The sequence below is a fragment of the Halomonas sp. McH1-25 genome (assembly GCF_022348165.1).
In the GTDB taxonomy this organism is placed as follows: domain Bacteria; phylum Pseudomonadota; class Gammaproteobacteria; order Pseudomonadales; family Halomonadaceae; genus Modicisalibacter.
In genome coordinates this window covers 773,843-787,282 of the sequence record NZ_JAKRFI010000001.1, presented here as the reverse complement: position 1 = coordinate 787,282, position 13,440 = coordinate 773,843, and the positions used below count along the sequence as shown (strand labels likewise).

The window sequence follows — 13,440 nt, the reverse complement described above, 5'->3', positions numbered from 1 at the left end:
CATGCTTAATACCGTTCTCCGTAAATTGGTCGGCTCCAAGAACGACCGCGAAGTCAAGCGCATGGGCAAGTTGGTCAATGAGATCAATGCGTTCGAAGAAAGTACCCAGGCGCTATCCGATGCCGATCTTCAGGCGCGTACCGAGCAGTTCCGCGAACGTCTGCGCCAGGGCGAATCGCTCGACAAGCTATTGCCCGAGGCCTTCGCTACCGTACGCGAGGCCAGCCGTCGCGTGATGGGCATGCGCCACTTCGACGTACAGATGATTGGCGGGATCACCCTGCATCGCGGCCGCATTGCCGAAATGAAGACCGGCGAAGGCAAGACCCTCGTCGCGACCTTGGCCGTCTATCTCAACGCACTCCCCGCGCGTGGCGTTCACGTGGTGACCGTCAACGACTACCTGGCGCGGCGCGACGCCGACTGGATGCGTCCGCTCTACGAATATCTCGGTCTCAGCGTCGGCGTGATCTATTCCGGCCAGACGTCGGGCCAGAAGCGCGAAGCCTATGCCTGCGACATCACCTACGGCACCAACAACGAGTACGGCTTCGACTACCTGCGTGACAACATGGCGTTCTCGCTCGAGGACAAGGTCCAGCGCGAGCTTCACTACGCGATCGTCGATGAGGTCGACTCGATTCTCATCGACGAAGCCCGTACGCCACTGATCATCTCCGGCCCGGTCGAGGAAAACACCCAGATGTATCAGGTCGTCAATCGCCTGGCGACCGAGCTCAAGCGGTGTGAAGACGAAGAGGATCCGTCGACCGGCGACTTCATCCTCGACGAGAAGCAGAAGCAGGTCGAACTGACCGAAGAAGGCCACCATAAGGTCGAAGAGCTGATGCGCCGCCAGGGGCTGTTGAGCGAAGACGATTCGTTGTATGCCGCCCAGAATCTCGGCCTGCTGCATCACATGCATTCGGCGCTGCGTGCGCGTCACCTGTTCCACCGTGACGTCGATTACATCGTCAACGATGGCGAAGTGATCATCGTCGACGAGCATACCGGGCGCAGCATGCCTGGGCGTCGCTGGTCCGAGGGCCTGCATCAGGCCGTCGAGGCCAAGGAAGGCGTGGCCATCCAGAAGGAGAGCCAGACTCTGGCCTCGACCACCTTCCAGAACTATTTCCGGCTCTACGATAAACTCTCCGGCATGACCGGCACCGCCGATACCGAGGCGTTCGAGTTCCGTCAAATCTATGGCCTGGATGTCACGGTCATTCCCACCAACAAGCCGATTGCCCGTACCGATTACAATGACCTGGTCTACCTTTCCGCCGAAGAGAAGTTCGAGGCGATCATCGAGGACGTCAAGGCCCAGCGCGAGGCCGGCCGCCCCATCCTGGTGGGTACCGCATCGATCGAAACCTCGGAACTGCTGGCGGGACTGATGAAGCAGGGCAACATTCCGCACAATGTCCTCAACGCCAAGCAGCACCAGAGCGAGGCCGAGATCATCGCCCAGGCCGGACGTCCCGGGGCCGTGACCATCGCCACCAATATGGCCGGTCGCGGTACCGACATCGTGCTGGGCGGCAACTGGGAGGCCGAGGTCGCCAAACTCGACGACCCGTCCCAGGCCCAGATCGACGCGATCAAGGCCGACTGGCAGCAGCGCCACGATGCCGTGCTGGCAGCGGGGGGGCTGCATGTCATCGGTTCCGAGCGTCACGAGTCGCGGCGTATCGACAACCAGTTGCGCGGCCGTGCCGGCCGCCAGGGCGACCCGGGGTCCACTCGCTTCTTCCTGTCGCTGGAAGACAACCTCATGCGTCTGTTCGGCTCCGAACGCGTACAGCGCCTGATGCAAGCGCTGGGGCTGGAGCGTGGCGAGGCCATCGAACACAAGATGGTGTCCAATGCCGTCGAGCGAGCCCAGAAGAAGGTCGAAGGACGCAACTTCGACATTCGCAAGCAATTGCTCGAGTACGATGACGTGGCCAACGATCAGCGTCGGGTGATCTACGAGCAACGCGACGAGGTTCTCGGTGCCGAGGATGTCTCCCAGAACGTGATCGGTATCCGCGAGGAAATCCTCAATGGCACCATCAGCGACTACGTGCCGCCACAGAGCCTGCCCGAACAGTGGGATCTCGCGGGGCTTCAGCAAGCGCTCAAGACTGAATTCAATCTCGACGTGCCGCTGCAGCAGTGGGCCGAGGAAGACGAGAATTTCCACGAAGAGGTGCTTCGCGAGCGGCTACAAAACAGCCATCGCGAGGTCTATGCCGCCAAGGTCGAGGCCATCGGTGAAGAGCTGATGCGTCGCTTCGAGAAGCAGGTCATGCTCCAGGTGCTCGACACTCGCTGGAAAGAGCACTTGCAGTCCATGGATCACCTGCGTCGCGGCATCCATCTGCGCGGTTATGCCCAGAAGAATCCCAAGCAAGAGTACAAACGCGAAGCTTTCGAGCTGTTCCAGGCGCTACTCTTCAACATCAAGCACGACGTCGCGCGTATTCTCAGCCATGTGCAGGTGCGCCGCCAGGAAGAGGTCGAAGAGCTCGAGCGCAACCGCCGCGACACCTTGGAGCGCGAGCGCGCCATGGCCCAGCAGACCCGCGAAGATTCGGCACGCGAGGAAGCCGAAGCGGAAGTCGACGAAGGTGCGCAGGACGGCAGGCAGACGGTGCGCCGCGAAGGTCCCAAGGTGGGACGCAACGATCCGTGCCCGTGCGGATCGGGGAAGAAGTATAAGCAGTGTCACGGCAAGCTGGCCTAGGTCGTAGTCGGTAATCTGACAGGAGTAGTGAAGCATGGCGGTAGGGCAGGCGTATTTTCCCGAAATGCCGGTCATTGAGGGCGTTCGGTTGGGCTCGGCCAAGGCGGGAATCAAAAAGCCCGGACGGCGCGATCTGGTGATCGTCGAGATCGCCGAGGGTAGCCGCGTCGCCGGAACCTTCACACGCAACGCCTTCCGTGCCGCGCCGGTGCATGTCGCCCAGCGTCATTTGGCGCACGGCGATATTCGCTATTTGCTGATCAATACCGGTAACGCCAACGCCGGGACCGGCGAGAGTGGCATGCGTGATGCCGAGGCGTGCTGCCAGGCACTGGGTGAGTTGGTCAAGGCGCCGGCCGAGGCGGTGCTGCCATTCTCGACCGGCGTGATCGGCGAGCCGCTGCCGGTCGAGCGACTCCGTGCCGGCCTGCCGGAGGCGCTGGCGTCTTTGGATGCCTCGGGCGAGGCCTGGAGGCTCGCTGCCGAAGGCATCCTGACCACCGACACGCGGGCCAAGGGAGCCACCGCCACCTGCGATATCGACGGCCAGGTCGTGACAATCGGCGGCATCAGCAAAGGGTCCGGCATGATCAAGCCCAACATGGCCACCATGCTGGGCTTCGTGGCGACCGATGCCGATATCGACCAGGCGTTACTGGAGAGCCTGCTGCGTGAGAGCGTGGATCGTTCTTTCAACTGCATCACGGTCGATAGCGATACCTCGACCAACGATGCCTGTATGCTGATTGCTACGGGCCGCAGTGCGCGTGTGGCAAGCGACGCAGCGATTGCCGCGTTCCGGGCGGCCCTCGACCGTGTGCTCATCGAATTGGCTCAGGCCATCATCCGCGACGGCGAAGGCGCCACCAAGTTCATTACCCTCGAGGTCGGCGAGGCGCGCTCCCGCCAGGAAGCGTTGGACGTGGCATTTACCGTGGCGCACTCGCCATTGGTGAAGACCGCACTCTATGCCTCGGATGCCAACTGGGGGCGCATCCTCGCCGCGGTGGGTCGCGCGCCGGTAGAGGATTTCGATGTCGAGCGTGTGGTGATCGATCTTGGCGATGTAAGGTTGGTGGAACGCGGCGGACGAGCCGCCAGCTACAGTGAACAGGCCGGCAGCGCCGTCATGGCCCAGGATGAGATCACCATCCGCATTCGTCTGGGACGGGGCGACTCCACCGCCACGGTCTGGACATCCGATCTCTCTCATGAATACGTCAGCATCAACGCCGACTACAGAAGCTGAACAGACGCTGAAAGGTAATTTCGCATCATGATCAAACGAAGGGTTCACGTGGCGGCAGCCGCCATTTTCAGCAGCGATGGTCAGGAAGTCCTGCTCGCCCGACGCCCCTCCACGGTCGACCAGGGTGGCCTGTGGGAGTTTCCCGGCGGCAAGCTGGCTCCGTTCGAGACCGGGTTCGAGGCGCTCAAGCGTGAACTGCACGAGGAACTGGGCTTGTCCATCGAACGTGCCCAGCCGCTGATCCGCGTACATCATGAGTATCCCGACAAGCATATCCTGCTCGATGTCTGGCAGGTGCATGCTTTCAGTGGCGAGCCTTATGGGCGCGAAGGGCAGGCGGTACGCTGGGTGCCCATGGGCGAACTCTTCAATTACCCCTTCCCGGCAGCGAATCTACCGATTCTGCGCGCCGTCATGCTACCTACCGAGTACTTGATCAGCGGTGAGGAGAGCGACGACGAGACTTTCCTGGCCAAGCTCGAACGCGCGTTGATCGAAGATAAGGTGCGTCTGGTGCAGCTGCGTGCCAAGAATCTCGATGAGGCCGCCTACCTGCAACGTGCCGAAAAGAGCCTGGAGCTATGCCGCCGCTATCAGGCGCGACTGTTGCTCAACGGCGAGCCTCGGCTACTGGAAACGGTGGATGCCGATGGCATTCATCTGACCAGCGAGCGGCTGATGTCGCTCGAGCGTCGTCCGATTCCGGAGGGCAAGTGGCTGGCAGCCTCGACCCATGATCGTGCCCAGCTCGAGCAGGCCGCCCGTATCGGTTGCGATTTCGTGACCCTGTCACCGCTGCGTACCACGCCGACCCATCCGGATGCCACGCCGTTGGGCTGGCACGACTTCCAGCAGATGGTCGAGCCCGCCGGTATGCCGGTCTTCGCGCTGGGGGGAATGACGCGTCACGATGCGAACCATGCCCGTGCCGTAGGGGCGCAGGGAATCGCCTCCATCCGCGATTTCTGGAAATAGCATCTGCCCGAAAAGGCCTGCGCTCGCCAATACGTCGTTGGAAAAAGCCTCAAGCTGCTCATTTACTCCAGTAAACTCCGCACTTTCGGCTTTTTCCGCCTAGTCTTGGCATCGCTCGGCGGCTTTTCAGCAATAAGGAAATGGCCATGGTCACTACGCTGATCATGGCCATTTCTTTTGGTCTTGGGAGGCATGGTGCAGAAACGCTTAGGTGTTGCCGCCACGTTCCAGGCGGTCGATCAGGGCGTCGAGGTCGGCTTCGTCCATGGCGGGTTCGCCGGCGATGCGGTGGGACTCGTCGGCCCAGGCGCCGAGGTCGAGTAGGCGGCAGCGTTTGGAGCAGAACGGCCGGTAGGGGTTGTCCATGGACCAGACCACTTTGGTGCGGCACTGAGGGCAGGCGACCTCTAGCGGACGTCCGTTCGATGCGTTGTGGTTTGAATCAGTCATGGTCACTCTTGTTCAGCGATGATTGGGCGGCCAGTTGACGGTAGCGCCGGTCGAGCTCGGCGACCTGACGTGCCAGTTCGTCGTGGCTGCCTTGATTGTCGATCACGTCGTCGGCGCGCGCCAGGCGCTCGGTGCGTGGCATCTGCGCGCGGATGATCGCCTTGACCTGCGCTTCCTCGACCGTGTCGCGGCCCACGGTGCGCGAGATCTGCAGGGCTTCGGGGACGTCGATTACCAGGCGGCGGTCCACCAGTTCGTGCTGGCCGGACTCGAACAGCAGCGGCGACACCAGCAGGTGGTAGGGCGCGCCACCGGCTCGCATGGCTTCCAGGTGCTGGTTGAGCCGCTGACGTATGCGCGGGTGAGTCACCGATTCCAGCCAGCGCCGCTCGTCCTCGTCGGCGAACACCAAGGCGCGTAACGCTCGCCGGTCGAGGCGACCGTCCTCATCGACGACGTTGGGGCCGAAGTGCTCGGCGATCTCGGCCAGGGCGGGCTCGCCGGGTTCCACGACTTCCCGCGCCACGATGTCGGCATCCACCCAAGGGATTCCCAGCTTGGCGAACTCGAGCGCCACGGCACTCTTGCCCGAGGCGATGCCGCCCGTCACGCCGATGGTCAAGGGATGCATGGCGTCTCCATGTCAGTCAGGCGCTCAGAAGATATCAGCAAAGCGCTGGATAAATGGCAGGCGTTTATCCGGCGCTTTGCTATCCGAGCAGGAACGCCCGATAAACGGCCATCAAAGGTGCGCCGAACAATAGCGCAATCCAGCCGGCCATGGCCAGAAACGGCCCGAACGGCATCGGCATGCCCCGTAACCGGGGGACCGCCAGCTGTAACAGAATGCCGACCACGGCGCCCACCCCGGCCGACAGAATCAACAGCAGGGGCAGCATCTCCCAGCCCATCCATGCGCCCAGCGCCGCCAACAGCTTGAAGTCACCGTAGCCCATGCCCTCCTTGCCGGTCACCAGCTTGAACAGCCAGTAGAATCCCCACAGCACCAGATAACCGGCGACAGCGCCGATTACCGCACTCTCCAGCAGCAGCGGCTGGAACATGATCTGATACAACAGCCCCAGCCACAGCAGGGGCAGGGTCAGTATATCGGGGAGCAGTTGGGTACGTAGATCGATCACCGCCAGAGCCAGCAGAATCAGACAGGCCGCCAGCACGAACAGGCTCGCCAGGTTGGCGCCGTAGAGCGCTACCACCGCCACGGCCAGCGCCCCGCCGGCCAACTCGACCAGTGGATAGCGCAGACTGATCGGCTTGTCGCAACTGGCACAGCGCCCGCGGCGCTTCAGGTAACCGAACAGTGGAATGTTGTCGTGCCAGGCGATCGGCTCGCCGCAACGCGGGCAACGCGAACGCGGCGTGGCCAGGTTGATCCGCGGCAGCGCCGAGTCGTGGGCCTCCGCCGGCAGTTCCAGCGCCTCGCGCGCTTCGGCACGCCATTGCAGCATCAGCATCGCCGGCAGACGGGCAATCACCACATTCATGAACGACCCCAGGGCCAGGCCAATGATCGCCACCAGTGGCCAGAGTAACAAGGGGGGCAGATCCAATGACAAACGAAGCTCCTTAACCTAGATCAGCACAAGGCTATATTGCGGTGCCCAGCTCGAAAATCGGCAAATACATCGACACCACGAGCCCGCCGACCAGCACGCCCAGCACCACGATGATGAACGGCTCGAGCAGCGAAGTCAGGGCATCGACCTTGTTATCGACTTCCTCTTCGTAGAAGTCGGCGACCTTGTTGAGCATGGCGTCCAGCGACCCGGCTTCCTCGCCGATGCCGACCATCTGCACCGCGAGTGCCGGAAACAGGTTGACGTTGCGCATGGCGAAGTGCAACTGCTGGCCGCTTGAGACATCATCGCGCACCTGTTGGACGGCGCGTTCATAGACCTTGTTGCCCGCAGCCCCGGCAGCGGTGTCCAGGGCATCCACCAGCGGCACCCCGGCACCGAAGGTGGTCGCCAGGGTCCGCGAATAGCGGGCCACCGACGACTTGTCGAGAATGTTACCGATCACCGGCAGGCGCAGCACCAGCTGATGCATACGATAGGCAAAGCTGTCCGAGCGCTTGATGCCCTGGCGAATCGCAACGATCCCCGCAACCAAGCCGCCCAGCCCCCATAGCCAATACGCTTGGGCGAACTCCGACAAGGCGATGGTCATGCGTGTCATCGCCGGCAGCTCGGCCCCGAAGCCATTGAACAGGCTCTCGAATTGCGGCACGACCTTGATCAACAACAGGGCGGTCACACCGATGCCCACCGAGACGACCGCCGCCGGGTAGTACATCGCCTTGCGAACGCGGCCCTTGAGCGTTTCGATCTTCTCACGGTAGGAAGCCACGCGGTCGAGCATGCGATCCAGCGAGCCGGACTGCTCGCCAGCCTCGACCATGTTGGTGAACAGAGGGTCGAAATATTGCGGACGCTGACGCAAGGCTTCGGAAAAACTGGCGCCGGCGGAAACGTCACTGGAGAGCTTTTGCACCAGGCTGCGCATGGCCGGGTTGCGTAGGCTTTCGGCGACCACGTTGAAAGCCTGCAGTACCGGTACGCCGGCGCGGATCATGGTCGCCATCTGGCGCGCGAACAGCATGACGTCGCGAGACTTGATGCGCCCGCCGCGGCCGAACAGGCCGCTCTTGCGGCGGATGCTCTTGACGATGATGCTTTGTCCCGACAGCTCGCGCTCCACTTCGCCACGATGAGCGGCGACGATCTCGCCCCTGACGGGCTTGCCGCGGTTGTTTTTGCCGGACCAGTGCCAACGATATAGCTTGTTTTGCTCGCGTGGCTTGTAGCCGCGCGACGTACGTGCCGATGTAGTCATTGGTTTACCCTGCGATAATTCATGCTCTTGGCGGCATGTCCTTTTGTGTTATCGGCTGTTATCTACCCAGGTTCAGTCCTTGGTGATTCGGTTGACCTCTTCCAGGCTGGTGATGCCGGTCAGTACCTTGAGCAGGCCGCTGCGCCGCAGGTCCGGGTGGCCTTCGTGGCGCGCCTGGGCGGCCAGTTCCAGCGAGTTGCCTTCCTGCATGATCAGCCGGCTGATCGCCTCGCTGACCGGCACGACCTCGTAGATACCCACGCGCCCCTTGTAGCCCAGCGTGCACTGACGGCAGCCAACCGGGTGGTAAAGCGTGGCGTCGCGCAATTCCTCGTCGCTGAAGCCTTCCTGAAGCAGCGCCTCGCGGGGGATTTCCGCGGGCTGCTTGCAATGCGGACACAGCTTGCGCGCCAGGCGCTGAGCGATGATCAGCGATACCGAACTGGCAATGTTGAATGGCGCCACGCCCATGTTGCGCAGGCGGGTCAACGTCTCGGCGGCGGAGTTGGTATGTACGGTGGAGAGCACCAGATGGCCGGTCTGCGATGCCTTGACGGCGATCTCCGCGGTTTCCAGATCACGGATCTCACCGACCATCACCACGTCCGGGTCCTGGCGCAGAAAGGCGCGCAGGGCGCTGGCGAAGTCGAGCCCGATGCGCGGCTGCACGTTGACCTGATTGACGCCGGGAACCTTGATTTCCACCGGGTCTTCGGCGGTGGATATGTTGCGCTCCGCCGTATTGAGAATGTTGAGCCCGGTATACAGCGTCACGGTCTTGCCGCTGCCGGTCGGGCCGGTGACCAGGATCATTCCTTGGGGCTGAGCCAAGGCACGCTCGTACATCGCTTTCTGTTTGGGAGTGAATCCCAAGGCATCGATGCCCAACTGGGCCGATGCAGGATCGAGGATACGCAACACGATCTTCTCGCCATACACCGTAGGCAACGAGTTGACGCGGAAATCGATGGAACGCTGCTTCGACAGGCGCAGCTTGATCGCGCCGTCCTGCGGCAGGCGGCGTTCGGAGATGTCCAGCCGTGCCATCACCTTGAGGCGCGCGGCGATGCGCGAGCGCATGGCGAACGGCGGGCGGGCGACCTCGAGCAGAATGCCGTCGATGCGAAAGCGGATGCGAAAGCTCGACTCGTAGGGCTCGAAGTGGATATCCGACGCGCCGCGCTGGATGGCATCGATCAGGATCTTGTTGACGAAGCGCACCACCGGCGCGTCGTCGCTGGACGCGGTGATCGCCGTATCCTCGGCTTCGCTCAGTTCGTCCTCGAAGGCCAGCTCGCCGATGGCATCGCCGTCATTATCGAGCTGCGCCAGCATATGGCTGGCGTCACCCTGAGCCAGGTAGTTTTCCAGCACCGGGCCGAGCTGATCCACTGAGGCCAGTACGCCTTCCACCGAGAGTCCGGTCGCGAACTGCAAGTCATCGAGCGATGCCAGCGAGGCGGGAAAGGGCACGGCAACCGTTAGCCGGTGCTCGGTGCGCCGTAGCGGCAGCGTCATGTGGCGACGCAGGACGTTTTCCGGCATGTCGCGCGCCGGGGGCAGGGTGTCCAGGCGCAGGGCGTCCAGGTCGATCATCGCTAGCCCGTACTCACGGGCGGCGACTTGGGTCGCCTCGCGGGCATTGACCAGACCGCTGTCGATGATCTGCTGCAGCAGCGACACTTCGCTTTCGCGATTCTCCTGCTCGGCGCGTCGTGCAGCCGCCTCGCTGAGCAGGCCTTCCTCTACCAGCCGCCGCGACAGGCCGCTCAACGATTCGCTCGCCGATGACATTCCGGTTAAAGGCGACCCCCGGTCGTGCTGCGAGTCGGCAGCATCGAGATCGCTGAGCGAGGAGCGGGGCGGCTGATGGGATGACGTCATAGGCTGGGTCGGTCGCTGCAGGGGAGAGGCTCAGTGGGTGCGCTTGGCTCATCAAATTCTAGCGCCAATGACTGAGCGCCATCATCCCGGACGCAGTCAACGCTAAGTAAATTCACACTAACCACTTGTGGTCGGTAACACTGTTATTTAATGTAACGTTGGACGTAAGGATGAAGAACCCTGATCAGTCGTGAGTATGGCTCTGCGTCGTGCAAAGCACGCCATGAAACTCATGTCGGCCGGACAGGCCATGCCAGGCCGGGAGCGGATGGAGTGCGGCACGACGGTAAAGCGCACAGGGATCCATAAACCTGTAAAAAGGCACGGCTTCCGTGCGGTAAATGAGCGTTTGATAGCCACGCCTTTGCCTTAATGTTTGCTTGAGATGCCAGCAGTACTGGCGTTTTTCCGACAGACGACGGGGTCGCAGGCGAGGCGTGTAGCACGATGCAGGCCCGGCGGTAGCGTGAAAAACGTTGAAGCCAAGCGGTACAAGCCGGTAACGAAATGGGATAGGTTTCCGCCACGCCTGGTAACAGGCTTGTTAACTGAAAAATGAATGACAGAGCCGCAAGGCATTTATAAGGGAACGGCGATGAAAAGAAGCATGGGAATGAGCAAGAGGGGACAGGGTGGTTTTACGCTGATTGAGCTGATGATCGTAGTGGCTATAGTTGGTATTTTGGCTGCAATTGCGATTCCTAGATATCAAACTTATACTCAAAGAGCAGAGTTTTCTGAAGTGATTGCTGCCGCATCTCCATATAAAATTGCAATTGAGGTTGCTGCGCAAACAGGCAAGCTGTCTGCATTAGGGGATGCTGATGCAGGTTCTAACGGCATACCTGCAGCACCTGCTGCTTCAGGCGTAGTCAGTGCGCTAACCGTCACAGATGGTGTAATAACGGTAACTGGTACAGCAGATGTTGGTGGAGCAACATATACTTTGACGCCAAATGGTATTACGCCTCCTATTCAGTGGACTCAAGGTGGCACTTGTGACGACCAAGGGCTTTGCTAATAAGGAATGAGTAACAGGCGGCCTACTCTGGCCGCCTGTGTACTAAATAATTGAGAAAGCAGTTGATGCAAATGCTCTAGTATTTACGCTTAATTATTTGGTTAAACTTAAAATTAATAAAGCGCCTGTTCCTCATCCACTACTTCTTCCAGAATCTCCAAAAACAACCGGTCGGCATCGGAGTGCTCACTCGGGTCTTCGGGAATATGCACGCTGGTCGTATCCGAGATCTCATTGGCGATTCTCGCCATGACTTCGCCGTCCTTGCCGCGCCCCGACTCGGCCTGCTCCTGATAGGCGCGCCGGGCGATCTCCAGCGAGCGTTCCAGAATCTGCGGGTCCTGTAGCAGCTTCTTGATGAAACTGCGCAGTTCGTTGATGACGCGAGTCTTCTGCATTTCGGAGTTGGCCATGGTGCTCTCCCGGCTGGATTGACTAGGGGGAAGATAGCATGAGCCTGCCATGAACGTCAGTGGTCGCCCGGCCAATGCCGAATGCCGGTCACGCCTGCCCCTGTAACGTCTCGGCTTTCCAGGCTGAGGGTGCCTAAGGATGCTTTATCGTCAATCGCTTACATGCGTTGTTGTCAATAGTTTAATCATCTGCATGACTTCGCTCTTTCACATTTAATAAAATAGATTTACTGTACGTTACAAAAGAAGGCTGGCTTGGGTCAGTTCCAGTGGGAAAGTGGCTCGAGCCCGATAACAACCCGCCCCGTAAGGTGCCGAACGCACTCGCGAAGCGGCTGGGGCTGCTAGGGAACTGAAACATGCAAGTGCCATTCGCTTCTCGTCGGGTTGCCACCCGACGCGCTCCCCGTCGTGCCCTTATTCTGACCGCGCTGCTCTCGCCGCTGACGCTGGCGTGTGCCCAGGCCAGCGCCCAGGAGGCCGCGGGTATCGATACGTTGCGTGGCGCCGTGCAGCGCGCCATGACCCAGAATCCTCAAGTGCAGGCCAGTTGGCACGGCTTCCAGGCGGCCATGGACGAAGTCGATGTCGCCCGCGGCCAGTACCTGCCCAGCCTGGACGTCAGCGCCGGCGTCGGTCGCGAATACCGCGGGGACGATGATCGGGGCAGTTACGACGCCGACTTCGCCGAAGTCACCTTGACCCAGATGCTGTGGGACGGTTTCGAGACCGCCAACGAGGTGGAGCGTCTCGATCAGGCCAAGCTGGTCAGTTATTACGAACTGATGAGTACCAGCAACGACGTGGCGCTCGAGGTGACCCAGGCCTATCAGGACGTGCGTCGCTATCGCGACTTGGTGATGCTGGCGCGGGACAACTACGCCAAGCATCTCGAGGTGTACCGGCAGATCGAACAGCGCACCCAGTCAGGGGCCGGCCGGGGCGTGGACCTCGAGCAGATCAGTGGGCGTCTGGCGTTGGCCGAGTCCAACCTGCTGACCGAAGCGGCCAATCTGCACGATGTCAGTGCACGCTTCCAGCGCCTGGTCGGCGAGCTGCCGCCGGACGAGCTGGCGCCGGCCCCCGAGTTCGCCCAGGGGTTGCCCGACTCCATCGGCAACGCGGTGATGCTGGCCTATGAAGGCAACCCGGGCTTCCATGCGGCGATCAAGAACATCGACGCCGCGCGGGCCGCTGCCCAGGCGACCAAGGCCGGCTTCCACCCGCAGGTCGATTTCCGTGCAAGTGCCGGTACCAACAACCAGAGCGGCGTCACCGGTCGCTACGATCAGGGCGTGGTCCAGATCGTGGCCAGCATGAATCTCTACCGGGGTGGCTCGGACCTGGCAGCCTACCGCCAGGCCAGTGACCTGCTCGACCAGGCCAGAGATCTGCGCGATCAGGAATGTCGCGACGTGCGCGAGACCACCACCGTGGCCTTCAACGACACGCGGCGTATCGCCGAGCAGATGGAATATCTCAACCAGCATCGCCTATCGACCGGGCGCGTGCGCGGCGCGTATCAGCAGCAGTTCGATATCGGCGAACGCACGCTGCTCGACGTGCTCGATTCCGAAAACGAATACTTCGAGGCCAGCCGCGCCTATACCAATTCCACCTACGATCTGGAACTGGCGCGTGCCCGCACCCTGGCCGCCATGGGCCAGCTGCTGCCGGCGCTGGAAGTTTCGCGAAGCGGCATCCCGACACTCACCGAACTGGGTAGCGACGGCGTAGTCATCGACGGTGAAACCATCTGCCCGGTGCAGGCGCCGACCCGCTATAGCCTGGAAGAACTCACCGCCGGCCTGATGCCCGGTGCCCGATGACCATGCGCGAGCCGGATCGTGCTGGGCGTCGTGCC

At 61.6% G+C, this 13,440-nt stretch carries 11 protein-coding genes; 5 read left to right on the top strand and 6 right to left on the bottom strand.

What is annotated here, in order from left to right:
- The first annotated feature begins 1 nt into the window (after position 1).
- The 3 genes from secA to MHM84_RS04050 are packed head-to-tail and all read left to right on the top strand — an operon-like array spanning position 2 to position 4,952.
- The gene (secA, locus tag MHM84_RS04060) at positions 2-2,728 is read left to right on the top strand and encodes a preprotein translocase subunit SecA (protein WP_239262719.1); all 2,727 of its coding nucleotides are present in this window, start codon (positions 2-4) and stop codon (positions 2,726-2,728) included.
- A 34-nt stretch (positions 2,729-2,762) separates the two neighbouring features.
- On the top strand, positions 2,763-3,977 hold the full coding sequence (argJ, locus tag MHM84_RS04055; RefSeq protein ID WP_239262716.1) for a bifunctional glutamate N-acetyltransferase/amino-acid acetyltransferase ArgJ: 1,215 nt from the start codon (positions 2,763-2,765) through the stop codon (positions 3,975-3,977).
- Between the two features lie 27 nt (positions 3,978-4,004).
- Positions 4,005-4,952: a Nudix family hydrolase gene (locus MHM84_RS04050; RefSeq protein WP_239262714.1), complete on the top strand. Its 948-nt coding sequence runs from the start codon at positions 4,005-4,007 to the stop codon at positions 4,950-4,952.
- Between the two features lie 207 nt (positions 4,953-5,159).
- Here MHM84_RS04050 and yacG read toward each other — a convergent pair whose 3' ends face one another.
- The 5 genes from yacG to pilB form a co-directional block, all read right to left on the bottom strand.
- Positions 5,160-5,402, bottom strand: coding sequence for a DNA gyrase inhibitor YacG (gene yacG / locus MHM84_RS04045; protein WP_239262712.1), 243 nt, complete (start codon positions 5,400-5,402; stop codon positions 5,160-5,162).
- Positions 5,395-6,033: a dephospho-CoA kinase gene (gene coaE / locus MHM84_RS04040; RefSeq protein ID WP_239262710.1), complete on the bottom strand. Its 639-nt coding sequence runs from the start codon at positions 6,031-6,033 to the stop codon at positions 5,395-5,397. Before coaE ends, yacG begins: the two co-directional genes overlap by 8 nt.
- A 79-nt stretch (positions 6,034-6,112) precedes the next feature.
- Positions 6,113-6,979: an A24 family peptidase gene (locus MHM84_RS04035; protein WP_275445653.1), complete on the bottom strand. Its 867-nt coding sequence runs from the start codon at positions 6,977-6,979 to the stop codon at positions 6,113-6,115.
- 31 nt (positions 6,980-7,010) lie between these two features.
- The gene (locus MHM84_RS04030) at positions 7,011-8,258 is read right to left on the bottom strand and encodes a type II secretion system F family protein (RefSeq protein WP_239262708.1); all 1,248 of its coding nucleotides are present in this window, start codon (positions 8,256-8,258) and stop codon (positions 7,011-7,013) included.
- A gap of 72 nt (positions 8,259-8,330) precedes the next feature.
- Positions 8,331-10,052, bottom strand: coding sequence for a type IV-A pilus assembly ATPase PilB (gene pilB, locus MHM84_RS04025; RefSeq protein WP_239263824.1), 1,722 nt, complete (start codon positions 10,050-10,052; stop codon positions 8,331-8,333).
- 649 nt (positions 10,053-10,701) lie between these two features.
- Between pilB and MHM84_RS04020 the strand changes: the two genes are divergently transcribed.
- Positions 10,702-11,163: a pilin gene (locus MHM84_RS04020; RefSeq protein ID WP_301282568.1), complete on the top strand. Its 462-nt coding sequence runs from the start codon at positions 10,702-10,704 to the stop codon at positions 11,161-11,163.
- 113 nt (positions 11,164-11,276) lie between these two features.
- Here MHM84_RS04020 and MHM84_RS04015 read toward each other — a convergent pair whose 3' ends face one another.
- Positions 11,277-11,576 carry a hypothetical protein gene (locus tag MHM84_RS04015; RefSeq protein ID WP_239262706.1) on the bottom strand — a complete coding sequence of 100 codons (300 nt, stop codon included), beginning with the start codon at positions 11,574-11,576 and terminating at the stop codon, positions 11,277-11,279.
- 359 nt (positions 11,577-11,935) lie between these two features.
- Here MHM84_RS04015 and MHM84_RS04010 point away from each other — a divergent pair, with 359 nt between their 5' ends.
- Positions 11,936-13,405 (top strand): TolC family outer membrane protein, encoded by a 1,470-nt coding sequence (locus MHM84_RS04010; protein WP_239262704.1) that lies wholly within the window; start codon positions 11,936-11,938, stop codon positions 13,403-13,405.
- The last annotated feature ends 35 nt before the right edge of the window (positions 13,406-13,440 follow it).

Excerpts from the sequence above, each read along its gene's own strand:
- secA (WP_239262719.1), top strand. The coding sequence starts at position 2 with ATGCTTAATACCGTTCTCCGTAAATTGGTCGGCTCCAAGAACGACCGC.
- argJ (WP_239262716.1), top strand. The coding sequence starts at position 2,763 with ATGGCGGTAGGGCAGGCGTATTTTCCCGAAATGCCGGTCATTGAGGGC.
- MHM84_RS04050 (WP_239262714.1), top strand. The coding sequence starts at position 4,005 with ATGATCAAACGAAGGGTTCACGTGGCGGCAGCCGCCATTTTCAGCAGC.
- yacG (WP_239262712.1), bottom strand. The coding sequence starts at position 5,402 with ATGACTGATTCAAACCACAACGCATCGAACGGACGTCCGCTAGAGGTC.
- coaE (WP_239262710.1), bottom strand. The coding sequence starts at position 6,033 with ATGCATCCCTTGACCATCGGCGTGACGGGCGGCATCGCCTCGGGCAAG.
- MHM84_RS04030 (WP_239262708.1), bottom strand. The coding sequence starts at position 8,258 with ATGACTACATCGGCACGTACGTCGCGCGGCTACAAGCCACGCGAGCAA.
- pilB (WP_239263824.1), bottom strand. The coding sequence starts at position 10,052 with ATGTCATCGGCGAGCGAATCGTTGAGCGGCCTGTCGCGGCGGCTGGTA.
- MHM84_RS04020 (WP_301282568.1), top strand. The coding sequence starts at position 10,702 with ATGACAGAGCCGCAAGGCATTTATAAGGGAACGGCGATGAAAAGAAGC.
- MHM84_RS04015 (WP_239262706.1), bottom strand. The coding sequence starts at position 11,576 with ATGGCCAACTCCGAAATGCAGAAGACTCGCGTCATCAACGAACTGCGC.
- MHM84_RS04010 (WP_239262704.1), top strand. The coding sequence starts at position 11,936 with ATGCAAGTGCCATTCGCTTCTCGTCGGGTTGCCACCCGACGCGCTCCC.